Source organism: Sulfitobacter noctilucicola (assembly GCF_000622385.1).
GTDB lineage: Bacteria > Pseudomonadota > Alphaproteobacteria > Rhodobacterales > Rhodobacteraceae > Sulfitobacter > Sulfitobacter noctilucicola.
Genome location: NZ_JASD01000008.1, coordinates 1,414,193 through 1,434,314, shown reverse-complemented (window position 1 = coordinate 1,434,314; position 20,122 = coordinate 1,414,193). Strand labels below are relative to the sequence as shown.

At 57.2% G+C, this 20,122-nt stretch carries 19 protein-coding genes; 8 read left to right on the top strand and 11 right to left on the bottom strand.

Going from position 1 to position 20,122, the window contains the following annotated elements; genetic code table 11:
* Window positions 1–119 precede the first annotated feature (119 nt).
* The 3 genes from ettA to Z946_RS0110750 all read left to right on the top strand — a co-directional run bounded on the left by ettA (window position 120) and on the right by Z946_RS0110750 (window position 2,939).
* Complete coding sequence (ettA, locus tag Z946_RS0110760) at window positions 120–1,775, top strand: energy-dependent translational throttle protein EttA (protein WP_025055742.1); 1,656 nt, start codon at window positions 120–122, stop codon at window positions 1,773–1,775.
* 251 nt (window positions 1,776–2,026) lie between these two features.
* Complete coding sequence (locus tag Z946_RS0110755; RefSeq protein ID WP_007117950.1) at window positions 2,027–2,233, top strand: cold-shock protein; 207 nt, start codon at window positions 2,027–2,029, stop codon at window positions 2,231–2,233.
* A gap of 154 nt (window positions 2,234–2,387) precedes the next feature.
* Window positions 2,388–2,939, top strand: a complete 552-nt coding sequence (locus Z946_RS0110750) for a L,D-transpeptidase (protein WP_025055741.1) — start codon at window positions 2,388–2,390, stop codon at window positions 2,937–2,939.
* Between the two features lie 60 nt (window positions 2,940–2,999).
* Here Z946_RS0110750 and Z946_RS0110745 read toward each other — a convergent pair whose 3' ends face one another.
* From Z946_RS0110745 to Z946_RS0110710, 8 genes are all read right to left on the bottom strand, one after another.
* On the bottom strand, window positions 3,000–4,202 hold the full coding sequence (locus Z946_RS0110745) for a tetracycline resistance MFS efflux pump (RefSeq protein WP_025055740.1): 1,203 nt from the start codon (window positions 4,200–4,202) through the stop codon (window positions 3,000–3,002).
* A 157-nt stretch (window positions 4,203–4,359) separates the two neighbouring features.
* Window positions 4,360–5,355: an ABC transporter substrate-binding protein gene (locus Z946_RS0110740; protein ID WP_025055739.1), complete on the bottom strand. Its 996-nt coding sequence runs from the start codon at window positions 5,353–5,355 to the stop codon at window positions 4,360–4,362.
* Window positions 5,356–5,414: 59 nt separating this feature from the next.
* Window positions 5,415–6,257 (bottom strand): ABC transporter permease, encoded by an 843-nt coding sequence (locus Z946_RS0110735; RefSeq protein WP_025055738.1) that lies wholly within the window; start codon window positions 6,255–6,257, stop codon window positions 5,415–5,417.
* Window positions 6,254–7,174 carry an ABC transporter permease gene (locus tag Z946_RS0110730; RefSeq protein WP_025055737.1) on the bottom strand — a complete coding sequence of 307 codons (921 nt, stop codon included), beginning with the start codon at window positions 7,172–7,174 and terminating at the stop codon, window positions 6,254–6,256. Before Z946_RS0110730 ends, Z946_RS0110735 begins: the two co-directional genes overlap by 4 nt.
* 63 nt (window positions 7,175–7,237) lie before the next feature.
* A complete protein-coding gene (locus Z946_RS0110725) occupies window positions 7,238–8,023 on the bottom strand; it encodes an ABC transporter ATP-binding protein (protein WP_025055736.1) in 786 nt (261 codons plus the stop codon).
* Window positions 8,024–8,046: 23 nt separating this feature from the next.
* Entirely contained in the window at window positions 8,047–9,507 is a 1,461-nt protein-coding gene (hydA, locus tag Z946_RS0110720; RefSeq protein ID WP_025055735.1) for a dihydropyrimidinase, read from the bottom strand.
* A gap of 73 nt (window positions 9,508–9,580) precedes the next feature.
* Window positions 9,581–9,904, bottom strand: a complete 324-nt coding sequence (locus Z946_RS0110715) for a hypothetical protein (protein WP_025055734.1) — start codon at window positions 9,902–9,904, stop codon at window positions 9,581–9,583.
* Window positions 9,905–9,964: 60 nt separating this feature from the next.
* Window positions 9,965–11,215 carry a Zn-dependent hydrolase gene (locus tag Z946_RS0110710; RefSeq protein ID WP_025055733.1) on the bottom strand — a complete coding sequence of 417 codons (1,251 nt, stop codon included), beginning with the start codon at window positions 11,213–11,215 and terminating at the stop codon, window positions 9,965–9,967.
* A gap of 88 nt (window positions 11,216–11,303) precedes the next feature.
* On the opposite strand from Z946_RS0110710, the gene Z946_RS0110705 reads away from it, so the two are divergent.
* Both Z946_RS0110705 and Z946_RS0110700 read left to right on the top strand, forming a co-directional pair.
* The gene (locus Z946_RS0110705; RefSeq protein WP_081780813.1) at window positions 11,304–11,999 is read left to right on the top strand and encodes a TetR family transcriptional regulator C-terminal domain-containing protein; all 696 of its coding nucleotides are present in this window, start codon (window positions 11,304–11,306) and stop codon (window positions 11,997–11,999) included.
* A gap of 94 nt (window positions 12,000–12,093) precedes the next feature.
* Window positions 12,094–12,504 carry a hypothetical protein gene (locus Z946_RS0110700; RefSeq protein WP_152540572.1) on the top strand — a complete coding sequence of 137 codons (411 nt, stop codon included), beginning with the start codon at window positions 12,094–12,096 and terminating at the stop codon, window positions 12,502–12,504.
* 2 nt (window positions 12,505–12,506) lie between these two features.
* Here Z946_RS0110700 and preA read toward each other — a convergent pair whose 3' ends face one another.
* The 3 genes from preA to Z946_RS0110685 form a co-directional block, all read right to left on the bottom strand.
* On the bottom strand, window positions 12,507–13,811 hold the full coding sequence (gene preA / locus Z946_RS0110695) for an NAD-dependent dihydropyrimidine dehydrogenase subunit PreA (RefSeq protein WP_025055730.1): 1,305 nt from the start codon (window positions 13,809–13,811) through the stop codon (window positions 12,507–12,509).
* A gap of 24 nt (window positions 13,812–13,835) precedes the next feature.
* On the bottom strand, window positions 13,836–15,167 hold the full coding sequence (locus Z946_RS0110690) for an NAD(P)-dependent oxidoreductase (RefSeq protein WP_025055729.1): 1,332 nt from the start codon (window positions 15,165–15,167) through the stop codon (window positions 13,836–13,838).
* 143 nt (window positions 15,168–15,310) lie between these two features.
* Window positions 15,311–15,952 carry an arylesterase gene (locus tag Z946_RS0110685; RefSeq protein ID WP_025055728.1) on the bottom strand — a complete coding sequence of 214 codons (642 nt, stop codon included), beginning with the start codon at window positions 15,950–15,952 and terminating at the stop codon, window positions 15,311–15,313.
* A 48-nt stretch (window positions 15,953–16,000) separates the two neighbouring features.
* Between Z946_RS0110685 and Z946_RS0110680 the strand changes: the two genes are divergently transcribed.
* From Z946_RS0110680 to Z946_RS0110670, 3 genes are read left to right on the top strand one after another with little or no spacing between them, the layout of a single operon-like run.
* Window positions 16,001–16,669 carry an ABC transporter ATP-binding protein gene (locus tag Z946_RS0110680; RefSeq protein WP_025055727.1) on the top strand — a complete coding sequence of 223 codons (669 nt, stop codon included), beginning with the start codon at window positions 16,001–16,003 and terminating at the stop codon, window positions 16,667–16,669.
* Entirely contained in the window at window positions 16,666–19,182 is a 2,517-nt protein-coding gene (locus tag Z946_RS0110675) for an ABC transporter permease (protein WP_025055726.1), read from the top strand. The genes Z946_RS0110680 and Z946_RS0110675 overlap by 4 nt, the downstream gene beginning before the upstream one ends.
* 14 nt (window positions 19,183–19,196) lie before the next feature.
* A complete protein-coding gene (locus tag Z946_RS0110670; protein ID WP_025055725.1) occupies window positions 19,197–20,072 on the top strand; it encodes an inositol monophosphatase family protein in 876 nt (291 codons plus the stop codon).
* Window positions 20,073–20,122: the final 50 nt, after the last annotated feature.

Sequence of the window (20,122 nt, the reverse complement as noted above, 5' to 3'; positions counted from 1 at the left end):
ATACGGCGTGAGTACGCTGAATCCGTTAACGAACCGTTTGCAAATCCCCGGCGCTTGCATGCATTGCCCCTTGCTGCCAAGACGTCTATTCAGGCCCAAACAAATCTAGGGGATCACCCATGGCTGCTTATCAATTCGTGTACCACATGTCCGGCGTTTCCAAGACATATCCGGGCGGCAAAAAGACTTTCGAAAACATCCACCTGAACTTCCTACCCGGTGTGAAAATCGGTGTGGTCGGCGTGAACGGCGCGGGTAAATCCACCCTGCTCAAGATTATGGCCGGACTAGACAAGGACTTTACAGGTGAGGCCTGGGCCGCCGAGGGTGCGAAAGTCGGCTATTTGCCACAGGAACCCAAGCTCGACCCGGAGCTGACGGTGCGTGAAAACGTGATGCTGGGCGTGGCGGACAAAAAGGCGATCCTCGACCGCTACAACGAACTTGCCATGAACTACTCGGACGAAACAGCCGACGAGATGGCAAAGCTGCAAGACGACATTGACGCACAGAACCTCTGGGATCTGGACAGCCAGATCGACGTCTCCATGGAGGCCCTGCGCTGCCCGCCCGACGATGCTGATGTTAAATCCCTGTCTGGCGGTGAAGCGCGCCGTGTTGCGCTGTGCAAACTGCTGCTCGAAGCGCCTGACATGCTGCTGCTCGACGAGCCGACCAACCACCTTGACGCCGAAACCATCGCATGGCTGCAACAGCACCTGATGGACTACAAAGGCACCATCCTGATCGTCACCCACGACCGCTACTTCCTTGACGACATCACAAGCTGGATTCTGGAACTCGATCGCGGCAAGGGTGTCCCTTACGAGGGCAACTACTCTGACTGGCTGGAGCAGAAAGCCAAACGTCTGGCGCAGGAAGCCCGCGAAGACAAATCCAAGCAGAAAACGCTTGAGCGGGAACTTGAATGGATGCGCCAGGGGGCCAAGGCCCGTCAGGCGAAATCGAAGGCCCGGATCAACGCCTATAACGAACTGGCCGAATCCTCCGAGCGGGAAAAACTAACCCGTGCGCAGATCGTTATCCCGAACGGTCCCCGCCTTGGGAACAAGGTGATCGAAGTTGAGGGCCTCAAAAAAGCGATGGGCGACAAGCTGCTGGTCGAAGGGCTGACGTTTGATCTACCCCCCGGTGGTATCGTTGGCGTGATCGGCCCCAACGGCGCTGGTAAATCCACGTTGTTCAAGATGCTGACCGGTCAGGAAAAACCCGATGCCGGCACGATTGAATACGGCGATACCGTTGATCTGTCCTATGTTGACCAGTCGCGTGATGATCTGGGCGATGATGATACTGTCTGGCAGGCCATCACAGGCGGTGCGGAACTGATCAAACTTGGCGATGCCGAGGTCAACTCCCGCGCTTATTGCTCCTCCTTCAACTTTAAGGGCGGCGACCAGCAGAAAAAGGTTGGCAATCTGTCAGGTGGTGAACGCAACCGCGTCCACATGGCACGTTTGTTGAAAGAAGGCGGCAACGTGCTGCTGCTCGATGAACCGACGAACGATCTGGACGTCGAAACCTTGCGCGCCTTGGAAGATGCTCTGGTCGATTTCGCAGGCTGCGCTGTGGTCATCTCACACGACCGCTTCTTCCTCGACCGGATTTGTACGCATATCCTCGCGTTTGAGGGCGAGGCGCATGTGGAGTGGTTCGAGGGGAACTTCGAGGACTACGAAGAGGACAAGAAGCGCCGTTTGGGTGCCGATGCGCTGGAGCCGAAGCGGCTGAAGCATAAGAAGTTTGTGCGGTAACCCATAGGGCGGGGTTTACCCCGCCCCTCCCTCCACACAGAGGCTCAATAATGATGGGTTTCGCCAACAAGCAACCATCCGCCCACTTAACACACACCCCTTGCGCGAATCTCCGGCCCCGCCTATATCCACTCTTGCAGACGTTATTCTACCTCGACCCACTGTCTCCCTAATACGGCGCCACGGACGACTCTAGACCGACCACGCCAAGCCATCGCACGACGCGGATGGCACTACTTAGGAGAATTGACATGGCCACAGGTACAGTCAAATGGTTCAACACAACTAAAGGCTTCGGCTTTATCGCACCAGACGGCGGCAGCAAGGACGTATTCGTTCACATCTCCGCTGTTGAGCGCGCAGGCCTCACAGGTCTGGCCGACAACCAGAAAGTCACCTTCGACATCGAAGCTGGCCGCGACGGTCGCGAATCCGCGACAAACATCGCACTGGCGTAAGCCTTAGACGGGTCGCAGATTTGCGACCCAGTCACGACAAATTGACCGACCCATCCGCAACGGTGGGTCGGTTTTTTATTGTCCGGGGGTTGATAAATAGGCTTCCCTTAGGACAATAGCCCATCTGCACACTTACTTAACATGGAGCACGCCCATGCACCGCCGCACATTTCTTGCCAGCACTCTTGCGACTGCCGCCCTGCCACAGGTGCTGTCTGCAACCACTGCCGCATACGATCCGACCCCACAGGAAGTCTCGATCAAGTCCTCGTTTAAGCCCGGTCAGCTTCTGGTTCTGCCGCGCAGCCACTATCTGTACTTCGTGACTGCGCCCGGCACTGCCATGCGCTACGGCGTTGGCGTTGGCAAAGCGGGTCTGGAATTTACCGGTACGGCGACGATCTCTGTCAAAAAAGAGTGGCCCACGTGGCGCCCGACAAACGAAATGATCGAGCGTGATCCCGAAGCCTACAAGCGCTTCATCGGCAATACTGACGCGCAAGAAGGTGGCCCCGGCAACCCATTGGGCGCACGTGCGCTGTATCTTTTCCAGAACGGCAAAGACACCTATTTCCGCATCCACGGCACCACATCCCCCAGCACGATCGGGCGCTCTGTTTCGAACGGCTGTATCCGCATGATCAACGATCACGTAATTGATCTGTACAACCGTGTGCCTGTCGGAACAGTCGTGACGGTTCTCTGATAATCGCGACAACTTGTTATTCAGAAGGCCGCCTTTCGAGGTGGCCTTTCTTGTTAGCGCTCATGGTTTTTTAGGTCTCAGCAAAAGGACAAGCGGCAGGATCGATGCCGTCAAAAGGCCCGCTGCCAAGAACGGTGCCCCCGGAAGATAGAGCCCTTCGGGATCCGAGAATCTCTCAAACACGCTGGTCAGGAACAAAGGTGCCACCACCGCTGCGACGGAAGCAAGCGAGGCGATTACCCCTTGCACAAGCCCCTGCTGGTCTTCTCCTACACGGTTGGCCGCGAATGCCGTCAGCAGTGGCGGTGCCATATCCGCCAGAGATGCAATCGGTAGCACAACCGCCACCACCCAAACCGATCCGGCAAACCCGAAGCCCGCGAACCCGATCAGTGCCGCGACCATCGCGATCCAAAGCGTCCGGTAGTCGCCCAGCCGTCTTGTCAGTTGCGGCAGAATTCCTGCCTGCACGACTGCGATCAGAATACCATAGGCAGACAGGCTTAGCCCGATCGTGAACCCGTCCCACCCGAACACCTCGCGCCCCCAGAACGCCCATAGGGTCGCATAAACCATATTGGCGAGCTCAAAAACAAAGATACAGATCAGCGGCACAGCCATTCCGGCCACTGAAAAAGCGCGAATGATTGATCCAAACGGGTTTAGGTCGCGCCGTCCAAAGGGTCTGCGGTTTGCAGGTTTCAATGATTCCGGCAATGCGAAGATGCCGAATGCCACGTTCACCGCTGACAAGAGTGCCGCGATCCAGAAAGGCGCTGTGATGTGCCAACCCGAAGCCAACCCGCCCAGCGCGGGACCAAAGACAAACCCGATCCCGAACGCCGCCCCGATCATTCCAAATGCGGCACCACGTTCTTCGGGCTTGGCGATATCTGAGATATAGGCGGTTGCGGTAATATAGGTGGCCCCCGCCATCCCCGCGATCACGCGCCCTACCAGCAACACCCAATAGGTCTCTGCCATTGCCATGATCACGTAATCCACCGTCAACGTGACAAGTGCTGCGATCAGGATCGGCCTGCGTCCATAGGCATCTGACAAACTACCGATTACGGGACCGCACAGGAACATCGCCGCCGCATAGGCAGACATCATGATCCCACCCCAAAGTGCGCCTTCCGCGGTGCTGCCTGCACCTACGCGCGCCATCAGATCAGGCATGATCGGAAAGACGATGCCGATGCCAATAGCGTCAATCATCAAGGTGGCTAGGATAAACAGGAACGGGCCGGTGATCTTCATGCGCTCACACGACACCGGTTAAATGTGAGCTGCAAGCCGTAAAGTCCCGCGCCTATGCTATTCCGATGTTTTAGCTGACACATGCTGTCATCAGGATCGCGCTCATGCAAAGGGGGCGATGAAAACACCGCCCCCTTCTTCAATCATCAGACGATGATTAGTTCAGTGCTTTGTCCGTAATTGCGGATGTCCATGCACCCTCTGGCTGCTTGGAGATCACCGGATCGGAACCACCTGCCAACAGGGTATCAACTGTCCGTTGGAAATCTGCTTCTTCCAAAGAACCGTCTGAACCTGCCGTCAGCTTGGCGATCTCGCCCATCATGCGCACCTGTGCGGCTTCGGTCTGCGCACCCGTCTCGTCGTTGTCGAGCACGATACCCGCCGCTTCTTCTGCATTCTCTTCCGCATACTTCCAACCCTTCATAGATGCGCGAACAAAGCGCACCATCTTGTCCTCAAACACCGGGTCAGACAGGTTCTCTTCCAGCACATAGATGCCATCCTCAAGGGTCGCGACGCCCTGTTCTTCGTACTTGAACGTCACCAGCTCGTCGGGGTTCACGCCCGCATCCAGAACCTGACCATATTCGTTGTAAGTCATGGTCGAGATGCAGTCAGCCTCGCGCTGGAGCAGTGGATCGACGTTGAAACCCTGCTTGAGCACCGTCACGCCATCATCACCGCCGTCAGTTGAGATGCCTTCCTGCGACATCCATGACAGGAACGGGTATTCGTTGCCAAAGAACCAAACGCCGATTGTCTTACCTTTGAAATCCTGCGGTCCGGTAATGCCTGTATCCTTCCAGCAGGTCAGCATAAGGCCAGACGTCTTGAACGGCTGCGCGATGTTGACGACCGGCAGACCCTTCTCGCGTGCCGCCAGCGCCGAGGGCATCCAGTTCAGCATCGCATCCGCACCACCGCCAGCAAGCACCTGCGGGGGCGCAATGTCAGGACCACCAGCGAGGATGGTAACATCAAGCCCCTCTTCCTCGTAAAACCCTTTGTCTTTCGCCACGTAGTAACCCGCAAACTGCGCCTGCGTGACCCACTGCAGTTGCAGCGTAACCGTGTTGGCATGGCCATCGGCAAACGCGGGCGCGCCGCCCAGACCAGTGGCAAGTGCCGCTGCCATCATCATTTTCTTCATCATAGGAATACCCTCCAGGTTGGTTATCATTTTGCCCCGCTTCGGGGTCTTGGTTATTGTTACCGTTGCGACGGGTGCCAGAAGGTTACCCGCTTTTCGATCAGTGTCATCAGCCCATAGAACGCACTGCCAGCAATCGCTGCAATCACAATCTCTGCCCAGACCATATCAAGCGCAAGCTGGCCAAAGCTGGTTGAGATGCGAAATCCCATCCCGACGGTGGGAGAGCCGAAAAATTCAGCAACAATCGCGCCAATCAACGCGAGCGTGGTCGCGATCTTCAATCCGTTAAAGATGAAAGGCATCGCCGCGGGCAGGCGCAGTTTCAGCAGCGTTGGCCAGTAGCCTGCACCATAGGTCCGCATCAGGTCCCGCTGCATGGGTCCGGTATCGCGCAGACCGGCGACCGTGTTCACGAGGATCGGAAAGAAAACCATTACAGCAACTACCGCTGCTTTGCTCTCCCAATCACTCCCTAACCACTTCACAAAAATCGGCGCGATGCCCACGATGGGCAGGGCTGCCATGAAACTGCCCACCGGCAGAATGCCCCGCGTCAGAAAATCGGACCGGTCGGCAAGGATCGCGGTGCCAAAAGCCGCCAGGCCACCAATGACATAACCGGTCATTGCCCCTTTAATTATAGTCTGCTGAAAATCGGCCCACAAACGCGGCCCTTCGGAAAACAGGCGCTCGATGATGGCCGAAGGCGCAGGAAGGATTACGGGATTTACTTCAAATCCACGGACCAGCAATTCCCAGACGATGACAATCGTCAAACCAAAAATCAGCGGGATAAGAACCTTCACACCGGTATGATCCGACGCTGGACCATTCGCCAGTCTCACGTTGACCCACCATCCAACGGCCCAAACTACGATTGCGATTACAACCAACATCATGCCGCCTGCATCCCCATCCGCTTCAGCGTGATCCGCTCAATCAGGCTGAATAGCCCCACCAGCGCCGCCGCCGTCAAAGCCGCTGCAAAAAGTGCGGCCCAACTAACCAAAGGTTGCCCGTATTGATCGCCCACCAGCATTCGAGCACCGAAACCCGCTTTGGCCCCCGTCGGCAGTTCCGCAACGATTGTTCCGATAAGCGATGCAGCAATGCCAATCTTGAGCGACGCGAACAGATAGGGCATCGAAGCAGGTAACCGCAGCGACCAGAACCCCTGTGATTTCGACGCATTATAGGTGCGGAGCAGGTCAAGCTGCATCGCATCCGGCGCACGCAGCCCCTTCACCATGCCGACAACGACCGGAAAGAACGACAGATACGCGGCAATCAATGATTTCGGAAACAGCCCCTGTATCCCCATCGATCCCAGCACGACAATCACCATTGGAGCCAGCGCCAGAATGGGTATCGTCTGGCTGACGATTGCCCACGGCATCACGCTGCGATCCATTACGCGAGAGTAGACAATCCCCACCGCCAACAAAATACCAAGTCCGGTGCCGATGAAAAAACCCAGCAATGTCGGCGCAAGCGTCACCCACCCATGATACACAAGCGAGCGTTTGGATGTGATCTTCTTGTCGATGATGGTGGCATACATTTCACCAGCGACCTGTTGCGGCGCGGGCAGGCGCGGACGCACAAAATCATAGGTCAACGGGATCAGATGGGTGTTGCGCAGGCTTAGCCCGATGCCACTCACCTCTTGACGCTCTACCGGAGTTTCGGGCGATACATTCAATCCGTCGCGCTGCGCCTGATCGGCAACCAGATGCATGTTCATTGGCACAACGGCCGCCAGCCAGAACAGAACAATTGCCGCAACAACGGTCAGCACAGGCAAAACAGACTTCACGCGGACACCTCCGTCTTCCCTTGGCGTCCACACGCATCGCCATATCTACCGCAGGCGCGCCGTTCAGTCATCGGAATGCCCCGCCCGAAGACCTTCCCGCACCCTGTGCGCAATCTCCAGAAAGGCGGGGGTGTCTCGAATGTCTAAGGGGCGATCTTTGGGCAGCGGGCTTTCGATTACATCTGTAATTCTGCCGGGACGTGGGCTCATCACCACAATTTTTGTGCTCAGATAAACCGCCTCGGGGATCGAGTGGGTCACAAAAGCAATCGTCTTTTCCGTACGGGCCCAGAGCTTCAAGAGCTGCTCGTTCAGGTGGTCGCGCACAATCTCATCCAGCGCGCCGAACGGCTCGTCCATCAACAATATATCCGCATCGAAACTCAGCGCCCGCGCAATAGATGCACGCTGCTGCATCCCGCCCGACAATTGCCAAGGGAACTTACGCTCGAACCCCGCCAGATCGACCAGCTCTAAGACACGCTCGACACGTTTGGTCTGCTCGGCTTTGGAAATTCCCATGATCTCCAACGGCAGCCGGATATTCCCGCCGATTGTTCGCCAAGGATAAAGGCCCGCCGCCTGAAAGACATACCCGTAGGCCCGCGATTTCCGCGCCTCTTCGGGTGACACACCATTGACCGTTACGGTCCCACCTGTCGGCTGCTCCAGATCCGCCATCACCCGCAGGAATGTCGTCTTGCCGCAGCCCGACGGGCCGATGAAGCTGACAAAGTCACCCGCATTGATCTCGAGGTTCACATCCTTGAGGGCATGCACGGGGCCGTCGTTGGTCTGGAACGTCAAATCGAGGTTTCGGGCGCTGATCACGCTCTTTTCGTTGTTCACGGATTTTTCCTTTTCGGGCGGGTTCAAATCCCGGCTGGAATATTCAATGGATCACGCTTGATCATCTTCGGGCTGGTCAGCGCTTTCCACTTGCTCAGCGCTTCATGCGCTGAGGGGAACGCGGGGCGCGGCACAAACTTGCCCCGGCCCGGCTGCGGCTGGGAATTCTGGCCCCACGACCAGATCACATCACCACGGCTCAGCGTATAGCGCGCATTGGCCTTTACTTCGAACCCTTCAAATACGTTGTAGTCGAGGATTGAATGATGGCTCGAAGGGCTGATCGTCTTGGTGATCTTCGGATCCCATACGACAATGTCTGCGTCTGCCCCTTCAACAATCGCGCCCTTGCGCGGATAGATGTTCAGGATTTTCGCAATATTGGTAGAGGTCATGGCGACAAATTCGTTCGGTGTCAGGCGGCCTGTCTCGACCCCCTCGGTCCAGAGTACCGGCAAACGTTCCTCCAGACCATTCGACCCGTTCGGAATGATGCGGAAGTCGTCGCGACCGCGCCGCTTTTGTTCAGTGCTGAATGCACAGTGATCGGTCGCTACAACCTGCAAAGAACCGGCCTGCAAACCTGCCCAAAGCGAATTCTGGTGATCTTTCGACCGGAAGGGAGGGGACATGACGCGGCGTGCGGCGTGGTCCCAATCCTTGTTGAAATATTCGGTCTCGTCCAACGTCAGGAACTGTATCAGAGGCTCGCCATAAACGCGCATTCCTTTCTGGCGCGCGCGCCGGATGGCTTCGTGTGCCTGTTCGCAAGACACATGGACAATATACAGCGGGACACCGGCGGCATCTGCAATTGTAATCGCACGGTTCGCTGCTTCGCCTTCAAACTCCGGTGGGCGCGAATAGGCGTGCCCCTCGGGGCCGGTGATGCCCTGATCGAAGTATTTCTGCTGCATTTCAGCAACCAGATCACCGTTTTCCGCATGCACCATCGGTAGCGCACCGAGCTCCGCACAGCGCTTGAAAGAGGCAAACATCTCGTCGTCCTCGATCATCAAAGCGCCTTTGTATGCCATGAAATGCTTGAAAGAGTTCACGCCCATATCAACCGCGTCTTTCATCTCGTTAAAGACGTTCTCGTTCCAGCCGGTGATCGCCATATGATAGCCGATGTCAGAGCAGATTTGCGGCGCGGATTTGCGGTGCCATTCAGTGATCGCATTCTTGATCGATCCATCCTCACCCGGCAGGCAGAAATCCACCAACATCGTTGTGCCGCCACAGGCAGCAGCCCATGTGCCGGTCTCGAAGGTTTCGGCAGCGGTTGTGCCCATGAAAGGCATCTCAAGATGTGTATGGGGGTCAATCCCTCCGGGGATCACATAGGCCCCTTCGGCGTCGATATATTCATCCCCTTTCAGATCCTCACCGATCGACACGATTTTTTCGCCCTCGATCAGCACATCCGCTTTCCACGTCCGGTCTGCCGTGCAGACCTGCCCACCCTTAATCACCTTGCTCATCGTCTATCTCCCAATTTCACTTGGTCTTTAAATTCCGCCGCCCAATGCTGGCCCTGTTCCAGTTACAGACATCTCAAACCGATCCGAAACACCCCAATGCCGGCCCGTGCACACCAATGTCCAAAGGCCCAAAGTCGCTCTCCACACAAAGTGAAAAGTAGCCAGCCGTCGGCAGATACACCACCCGGTAAGTGCCATCCCCACGTGATACGGACCAGCATCGCTGCGTTATACCACCGGAAAATTGCACTTCTACTTCGCGCGGGGGACGCCGTTTCATCTCAAACGCTTCAGCGGTGAGCTGGGTCACCTGATCGCCCGAGGCCCGCGCCTCCGCGACTTCCGCATCCAGCAACGCGTCAATCCGCTCGCCCACAGAAAGCTCCGGATCAATCACGCACCACCCGGAAACTTTCAGAGTTTCCGGCCATTTTCTTTGAAAGAAAATGGTGCCCGCTCACCCCACGACCTCCGCTGTTTCCACCACCGCATGCAGCAGCACATCCGTGCCCGCCATCGCCCAGTCTTTTGTAATCTCTTCCGCCTCGTTGTGGCTTAAGCCGTCAACACAAGGGCACATTACCATTGCAGTCGGGGCCACGCGGTTGATCCAGCAAGCATCATGCCCCGCGCCGGAGATCAGGTTCATATGGGAATACCCCAACCGCTCCGCGGCAGAGCGGACCGCAGTTACACAGCCCTCGTCGAAAGCCACCGGATCAAAGCCACCGACTTTCTCAAACTCGATACCGAGCCCCATGTCATCGGCGATCTTTTGTCCCTCGACGCGCAATCGCGCTTCCATATCCTCTATCACGCTCAAATCGGGCGACCGGAAGTCCACCGTAAAGACTACCTTGCCGGGGATCACATTGCGCGAATTCGGGAAAACGTCGATATGCCCCGCGGCACCGACCGCGTGCGGCGCATGGCTCCACGCGATCTCGTCCACCTTGTCCAGAATACGCGCCATACCCAAACCGGCATTCTTGCGCATGGGCATCGGGGTGGAGCCTGTATGGCTGTCCTTGCCGGTCACAGTCACCTGTGTCCAGCTCAGTCCCTGCCCGTGTGTGACCACACCGATGTCTTTGCCTTCAGCTTCCAAGATCGGGCCTTGTTCAATGTGCAGTTCAAAGAATGCATGCATCTTGCGCGCACCGACTTCTTCTTCGCCACGCCAGCCAATACGCTTGAGCTCATCACCAAAGCTCTTTCCCTCCGCATCGACACGCCCGTAGGCCCAGTCCTGCGTATGGATACCCGCAAACACACCAGACGACAGCATCGCAGGGGCGTATCGCGTGCCTTCTTCGTTGGTGAAGTTGGTCACGACAATAGGGTGTTTGGTCTTGATCCCCAGATCGTTCATCGTGCGGATGATTTCCAGACCGCTCAAGACGCCAAGCACCCCGTCGTACTTGCCACCCGTCGGTTGGGTATCAAGGTGTGAGCCGACATAGACGGGCAATGCGTCAGGGTCTGCCCCCTCGCGTTGCGCGAACATGTTGCCCATCTGGTCTAGCCCCATGGAGCAACCCGCATCTTCGCACCATTTCTGGAACAACGCACGTCCTTCGCCGTCTTCATCAGTCAGCGTCTGGCGGTTGTTACCACCTGCAACCCCGGGACCGATCTTGGCCATCTCCATCAGACTATCCCAAAGGCGATCCGGGTTGATCTTAAGGTTCTCTCCGGGTGCGGGCATAAGCTGGCTCCTTAGGCAGTCTGGGAATTTTTACCATTTGGTAAAGCCACGATTGCGGTTACGCTGGTCTCTGTCAAGAACTGGTTTTATGAGTGGACCTGGGGCACGGCCCTCTGCCTTCAAAACAGGCACAACATCGGAGTACCCCTTGTCTGACGCACCGACAAAGAAGCCCAGCCGCATACAAAAGCGTAACCGTGGCCTCATTCTTGAAGCCGCACTCGATGTGTTTTCGCGCTATGGTTATCGCGGGGCTACCCTTGACCAAATTGCGCAGGAGGCGGGCCTCAGCAAGCCAAACATCCTCTATTACTTTGAGGGCAAGGAAGACATTCATATCACGCTTTTGAGCAAGTTGATGGAAAGCTGGCTTGATCCGTTGGTCGAGTTGAACCCGCAAGGGGATCCGGTGAGCGAAATCCTCGCTTACGTGCAGCGCAAACTTGATATGGCACAAGAGTTGCCCCGCGAAAGCCGTTTGTTTGCGGGTGAGATCTTGCAAGGCGCGCCGCGCATGCGGCCGGAGCTCGAAGGGCATCTAAAACCGCTTTTCGACGAGAAATGTGCGCTCATATCGAACTGGGTGACAGAAGGGCGGTTGCCGCCCCTGGACCCGCGACATCTGATCTTTTCCATCTGGGCCAGTACGCAGCACTATGCAGACTTTGAAACGCAGGTGAGCCTTTTGACCGAAGATGCGGGAGACACTTATCAAACCGCCTCAGCGCACCTGCGCCTGATGTTCACGCGGCTTCTGACTTTCGAAACATCTTCATCAGATTGAACAGACAAAACTGAAGCTCTTTACGTTTCATTCACTTTCGGGCCGCATCTTTCTTCTCGGGTGGTGGGCTCCTGACATGATGATCGGAGCAAACATGAGTTCTATATTATTGGCAAACCCGTTCCCGGCACCCCAGATGCCAACGGGACAACCTCACATTGATCCTGGCGCCGCATTGGATCTGGCACCTGTGCAGACTGCGCAGACGTCGAACAAATCAGATGGCTCCGCGTCAAACAGCGGATCGGGCGCAGGCGGAAGCAATCAAGCGGATACCGTCGCACTTATAAAGGCGAATGATACTGGAAAGTGGAGCAGACCACCGAACGCGACAGGAAGTTCCGTGGTCAACGCACAAAGCTCTGATCCCTCGGAGCCGCAGTACGACACCAATGAAGAAGGCGAGTTGAGAACAGACCTGCCCGGATCAAACCTGCCAGAGGTCGAGATGCCGGACCCGCTCCCGACATCTCCGTTTCTGAAAGGCCGTGAAGACGTGGCCTGATCTTATTCTGCCGCTGTGGCAGACGGATTGTTGGGATGCGTTGTCCAGTTGGCATACTCCGGCTGGACAACCTTTTCCGTGCGCGGATCAGTAGTCCCAGGGGTCATTGCCTCCATCGTGATGCAATCCTCAACAGGGCAGACGTTCACACACAGATTACACGCCACACATTCCTCATCGATCACCGAGAATGTTCTGTCCCCGGACATTGCAATCGCCTGATGCGACGTGTCCTCGCAAGCCGCAAAACAGCGGCCACAAGAAATACACAGATCCTGATTGATGACCGCTTTGGCCACGTAATTCAGGTTCAACTGGTTCCAGTCCGTGACATTCGGAACCGCCGCGCCGCGGAAATCCTCAATGCTGGTGTGCCCCTTCTGGTCCATCCAGTCAGACAAGCCAGAGATCATTTCCTGCACGATCTTAAAGCCATAGGTCATCGCGGCAGTACATACCTGCACATTGCCGCAGCCCAACGTGATGTATTCGGCCGCATCGCGCCAGGTTGTGACCCCACCAATGCCAGAGATCGGCATCCCCCGCGTTTCAGAATCGCGCGCGATCTCGGATACCATCGACATTGCAATCGGTTTGACCGCCGGACCACAGTAGCCACCATGCGACCCCTTGCCATCGATCGACGGCTCAGGCGACATTGTATCTAGGTTCACGGACGTGATGGAGTTGATGGTATTTATCAGGCTCACCGCATCCGCACCGCCACGTTTTGCCGCCCCTGCGGGCTTGCGGATATCCGTGATGTTTGGCGTTAACTTTACGATCACCGGTTTTGAATAGTACTGCTTGCACCAGCGCGTGACCATTTCGATATATTCGGGCACCTGCCCGACAGCCGCGCCCATACCACGCTCCGACATCCCGTGGGGACAGCCAAAATTCAGCTCGATTCCGTCAGCACCGGTGTCTTCCACCAAGGGCAGGATCGCTTTCCACGCTTCTTCCTCACAAGGCACCATGATGGAGACGATAATCGCGCGGTCCGGGTAATCCGCCTTCACGCGCTTGATCTCTTCAAGGTTGGTATAAAGGTCGCGATCGGTAATCAGTTCGATATTGTTAAGACCCAGCAGACGCCTGTCCGCACCATAGATCGCGCCGTAACGCGGGCCGTTCACGTTCACCACCGGCGGCCCTTCAGAGCCGAGCGTCTTCCAGACCACGCCACCCCAACCGGCTTCGAAAGCGCGGCGCACGTTGTACTCTTTGTCCGTTGGCGGGGCAGAGGCCAGCCAGAAAGGGTTTGGGGATGTGATACCCAGAAAATCGGTTGTCAGATCAGCCATTTTTTATCTCCCGCAGGACGAGGTTCACCCCGCCGCCCCCATCAAAACACCATGAATATCCATCGCGGCATCGCGCCCTTCGGCCACAGCAGTCACCGTCAGATCATCACCGCCACTGGCACAATCACCGCCCGCCCAAACGCCTTCAAAAGAAGTGCGGCCTGCCGACGATACCTTGATCTTGCGCCCGTCAAGCTCTGGCAGCCCCTCTCCTTCAAGCGTCTGACCGATAGCCTTGAATACCTGATCCGCCGCCAGCCGCAGTGTTTGGCCTGTGCCTTTCATCGCATCATCGACATATTCAAATTCGATCTCGCGAACAGAACCGTTTCCGTGAACTGTTACGGGCACGGCATGTGTTACGATCCTTACACCCTTGCTGGCGGCCAGATCCTGCTCAAAAACGCTTGCATTCATGCGGTCACGTCCGCGCCGGTAGACCAGTGTAACATTCAGTGCGCCCAGCAGTTTTGCCTGCACCGCCGCATCCACCGCCGTCATGCCGCCACCGATCACAACCACATCGCGCCCGATCGGCACGTTGGCCACATCAGAAGCCTGTCGCAGATCCGCGATAAAATCGACCGCATCCAGCACGCCGGCCTTATCCTCACCTGCCGTGCCCAGCGCATTGACGCCCCCAAGGCCCAAACCCAGAAACACAGCGTCATAGTCGGCGCGCAGCTTTTCCAGCGTCAGATCACCACCGAGTACCGTCTCATATTGCATGGTGATCCCGCCGATCTTGAGCAGCCAGTCCACCTCTTCCTGCGCATAGCCACCGGTCGTTTTGTAAGTCGCGATGCCATATTCGTTCAATCCACCGGGCTTTTTCGCCCCGTCCATCACAACAACCTCGTGCCCCAGCATCGCGAGCCGGTGCGCACACGAAAGTCCCGAAGGCCCCGCCCCCACCACGACCACCTTTTTACCAGTGGCCGCAGCACGGGTGAACGGATGGATACCCTGTTCCTGCAAATGATCAGTTGCGTAACGCTGCAACTGACCGATCAGAACCGGCTTGCCCTCTGCCGCCTCGCGGACGCAGGCTTCTTCACAAAGCGTTTCAGTCGGGCACACACGGGCGCACATGCCACCCATGATGTTCTGCGTCAGGATCGTCTTGGCCGCAGCATCTGGAGTGCCTGTCGCGATCTGGCGGATAAAAAGCGGTATATCGATATCTGTGGGGCAGGCCGTAATACAGGGCGCGTCATGACAGAAGTAGCAGCGATCGGCGGCGACCAGCGCCTCGTGCGGATCAAGCCGCGGATGCAGGTCCGAAAAATGCGCGTCGTAGCTTTCGCCATCCAGCCGGCCCGCGACAACTCCCTCTTGAAATACGTCTGATCCCATCTGGCTTACCCTTGTTGCTGAATGGATATGCCGAAACGCTCTCACGGAATGATTTTTTTATCAACTGGTAAAATTATTTCAAAAGCGTGAAATTTTAGGCAACCAGCGTGCAGGCTGACTGAAACATCCGGTATTAGGACGGGCTATTTTTCTGCCAATTCGATCAAACGCAACACATGCGGCCCAATCCCCTTCACGATCCTGGCGACACCGTCCGCGTTCGGATGGATACCGTCATTCTGGAAAAAGGGACGCAATGCGACGGGATCAAGTTCGGTGTTTTCTTCTCTCAACCCCGCAAAGAAGCTGTCTAAATAGAGGCTTCCATAAGATCGCGACAATTCAGGATAGATGGCATCAAACTGCGCCTTGTAATCTGTACCGAAGTTTCCCGGCGCCTGCATGCCAACAAGCAGAACTTCGACATCAGAGCGGTCGGCTGCCTGCAATATCCCCTCAATATTGCTACGCGCCTGCGCAGGGTCCAGCCCCCGCAGCAGATCATTGCCGCCCAACGCCACGATCATCGCGTCCACATCAGGCGTCAAGGTCCAGTCCACACGGGCCAGACCACCCGCAGTTGTATCACCAGAAACGCCCGCATTGATAAGTTTCACATCAGCGCCTTGTGCGTCCAGCCAAGCCTGCAGCTGCGGAACAAACCCCTCCTGCGCAGGCAGACCGTAGCCTTGCGTCAGGCTGTCGCCCAGCGCGGCAATCACCACCTCATCCGCTTGCGCGGTGCCAGCCAAAGCCAGAACAATCCCGATCAATGCCTTGCGCATGATGCACACCACTCCATATCCAAAGGAACCACAGAAAAAGGTCCCTGCATGTCCGATCCAGTCTTTCACCTTTCAGATGTGCAGCTTTCGCTCAAAGGCAATGCCGGACCAGTCGATATCTTGCGTGGCATTTCTTTTGATGTCCAACAAGGCGAGACGATCGCCCTGACCGGCCCTTCCGGATCGGGCAAGTCCTCGCTCTTGATGGTGATGGGCGGACTAGAGCAGGCGACCGGCGGCACGGTGGAGGCACTGGGCGAGAACTTGAGCAATTTAAACGAAGACGCGCTGGCGCGGTTTCGCAGAGGGCGCATGGGCATTGTTTTCCAGTCCTTTCACTTGATCCCCACGATGACAGCGCTTGAAAATGTCGCCACTCCGCTTGAACTTGCCGGTGATGCGGATGCCTTTGCCAAAGCCGAAGACGCGCTGGAAACTGTCGGGCTTGGCCACCGGATCAACCATTATCCCGCCCAGATGTCGGGTGGCGAACAGCAGCGTGTGGCGCTTGCCCGCGCCTGTGCCCCGCGCCCTGCGATCCTGTTGGCGGACGAACCGACCGGCAACCTCGACAGTGCCAATGGTGCCGCGATTATGGATTTACTTTTTGATCTACGGGACAAATTCGGCTCCACGCTTGTGCTGGTCACCCATGATCCCTCGCTTGCTGCCCGTTGTGACAGGTCCATCGCGCTCGCAGACGGTCAGGTCGTATGAGCCTGCGCCTTGCCAGCCGTTTCGCGCGCAGAGAGATGCGGGGCGGTTTACGTGGTTTCCGTCTCTTCCTCGCCTGCCTCGCCTTGGGTGTCGCGGCAATCGCAGCGGTTGGCTCTGTTCGCTCCGCCATTGACGCGGGCCTCAGCCGCGAAGGAGCGGCCCTTCTGGGCGGCACTGCGGAACTTGATTTCACCTACAGATTTGCGACCGAGCGTGAGCTTGAGTGGATGTCAGCCAAAGCAGATGCCCTGTCAGGAATTGTTGAATTCCGGTCCATGGCCGTTGTGGGAGATGACCGTGCCCTTACCCAAATCAAAGGAGTCGACGATGCCTATCCTCTTGTTGGCTCTGTGGTTCTCTCGCCGGATATCCCGTTACCGCAGGCTCTGGCTACGGTGGACGGCATTCCCGGTGCCGTAATGGAACAAGCGCTTTCGGACAGGCTTGGTTTGGTGCAGGGCGATACCTTTATTTTGGGAGAGAAGACATTCAGGCTTTCGGCGCTTCTGAAGCGCGAGCCGGATTCAGCAGCGAGCGGTTTTGCCCTTGGACCCCGCACGTTGGTCTATACCGATGCGCTAGACGGTTCGGGACTTCTCGCGCCGGGTACCCTGTTCAACAGCAAGTACCGCCTTGATCTGCCATCCGCTACGGATCTGGAAGCATTAGAGGCAAACGCCAAAGAAGCGTTCGAGAACGCTGGTATGCGCTGGACCGATGCACGAAACGGCGCGCCCGGCGTTTCGCGCTTCGTGGAACGGTTAACGGCATTTCTCATCCTTGTCGGCCTTTCGGGTCTGGCTGTTGGCGGGGTCGGTGTCTCTGCTGCCGTGCGTGCATACTTGAATGGAAAGACCGAGGTCATTGCCACTTTGCGCGCTTTGGGGGCGGACCGGGCCACCATTTTTCAGACGTATTTTTTACAGATCGGTGCGTTGTCTCTACTCGGCGTGGCCATCGGTCTGCTTCTTGGCGCGTTCATACCGCTACTGCTCTCTCCGATTATTGAGGCGCGCTTGCCCGTGCCTGCGACATTCGCTCTCTATCCGATGCCTCTGATCGAAGCCGCACTTTATGGTCTGCTCACGGCCCTGATCTTTACACTTTGGCCACTGGCCCGCAGCGAAGATGTGCGCGCCGCTACGCTCTTTCGCGATGCTTGGTCAGGTGCCAGACAACTGCCTGCATTGCGCTATCTGATTGTCATTGCGGGGCTAACCATCGCGTTGCTCGGACTTGCAGGTTGGTTCAACGGCTCGTGGTGGCTGACGCTCTGGACACTTGGAGGGATAGCCGGTGCACTTTTTATTCTCTCGCTCGCTGCATTGCTGTTGCGGTGGATTGCCCGACGTAGCGCCCGTATTGTTCGGGGACGCCCCCGTCTGCGCTGGTCGCTTGCAGCCATATCCGGCACCGGAGAAGGTGCTGGCGCTGTTGTCCTGTCCCTTGGTCTGGGCCTGACGGTACTGGCCGCGGTCGGACAGATTGACGGTAACCTGCGCAATGCCATAACTGGCAACCTGCCCGACGTCGCGCCCTCGTACTTTTTCGTCGACATCCAGAAAGACCAGATGGAAGGCTATTCCGAACGGCTTGCAAATGACCCCGCCGTGAGCCGCGTTGACAGTGCTCCAATGCTGCGCGGCGTTATTACACAAATCAACGGTCAACCCGCAGCGCAGGTCGCGGGGGACCACTGGGTTTTACAGGGCGATAGGGGCGTGACCTATGCCGCACAACCGGACGAGACCACGAATATTACCGCAGGCGAGTGGTGGGCTAAGGATTATACCGGCCCGCCCCTGATCAGTTTCGCGGCGGAAGAAGCTGCCGAGATGGGTGTGATGCTTGGCGATACATTGACCGTCAACATTTTGGGTCGTGACATTACAGGCACCATCACATCTTTCCGCGAGGTGGACTTTTCGAACGCGGGCATCGGCTTCATTCTCGCGATGAACCCCAGCGCGCTTGAGAACGCGCCGCATACCTTCATCTCGACGGTCTATGCCCAAGAAGAGGCGGAAGCCGCAATCCTGCGCGATCTGGCAAGCGCCTATCCCAACATCACAGCGATCCGCGTGCGCGATGCCATCGACCGCGTATCGTCTGTCCTGTCCAGTCTTGCTGCCGCAACATCTTATGGCGCGCTCGCCACGCTTCTGACGGGCTTTATTGTGCTGATCGGCGCTGCGGCTGCCGGCTCGGACGCACGCACCTTCGAGGCTGCCGTTCTCAAGACACTCGGCGCATCACGCGCCCAGATCGCCCTGAGCTTCATCCTCCGCGCGGCACTGCTTGGCCTGTTCGCAGGGACTGTGGCGCTGTTTGCCGGTGCTTTGGCTGGTTGGGCTGTCAGCACATTCGTCATGGAAACCGATTTTACCCTCATCTGGCGCTCTGCGGTTCTGATCATTGCAGGTGGCGTTGCCGCAACCGTCTTGGCAGGCTTGGGTTTTGCGCTTAAGTCTCTGAACGCCCGGCCCGCCCAAGTGCTGCGCGCCCGCGAATAGCAAGGAACGCCCTAATGACAGAAAACCTGCCCGCCACATTGCCAAATCCGGTCAGCCACGCGCAGCAACAGCATATCGTGAATATTATTCGTCGTGCTGCCAAAGCCGAGATCATGCCACGCTTTCGCGGATTATCCGCGTCAGACATTGCCAGCAAATCGCGCCCTGATGATCTCGTCACCGTGGCGGATTCGGCAGCAGAGGCAATGATGACCCGCGCATTGCAGATCGCCTTTCCGCATGCCTTGGTGGTCGGAGAAGAAGCGGTGGCCGATGCCCCTGACCTTCTGGGCAAGATTGCAGACGCGCCACTGGCTTTCATCATCGATCCTATCGACGGCACATGGAACTTTGCGCATAATCTGGCAGTTTTCGGCGTCATCCTTGCGGTCACCCAGTTTGGCCGCCCTGTTTTCGGCGTGATCTATGATCCTGTTGCGGATGATTGGGCCATTAGCTCGAATGAAGGCCCCCCTTTGCTTGAGCGTGCGGGCGGCACTTCAAAACCTTTGAGGGCGAGCATGGGCAAGCCGCTGGAAGCCTTGAACGGCTATATCCCTCTCGGGCTGTTTAAGGGAGAGGCGAAAACCAAACTCGCGACAACATTGCCGACCTTTGCGCATACTCATCCATTGCGCTGTTCCGCGCACCAGTACCGAATGATCGCGCAAGGCTATGTGGACTTCTCGATCACCGAAAGTCTGCATCCTTGGGACCATGCGGCAGGTGCGCTGATCTGCGAACGCGCAGGTGCTCATGTGGAAATGCTGGATGGCGGACCGTACACCGCAGCACGTCAAAGCGGGTATCTGCTGGTTGCGCCCGACCGGACCACATGGAACCGCCTCAAAAAGGTGTTCGATTTCCTGCTTGAGTACCCGTCCGAATAATAGCCCGCACGATCCAGTGGTGGAAGCGAACAAGGTGGGCAACTTGCCCA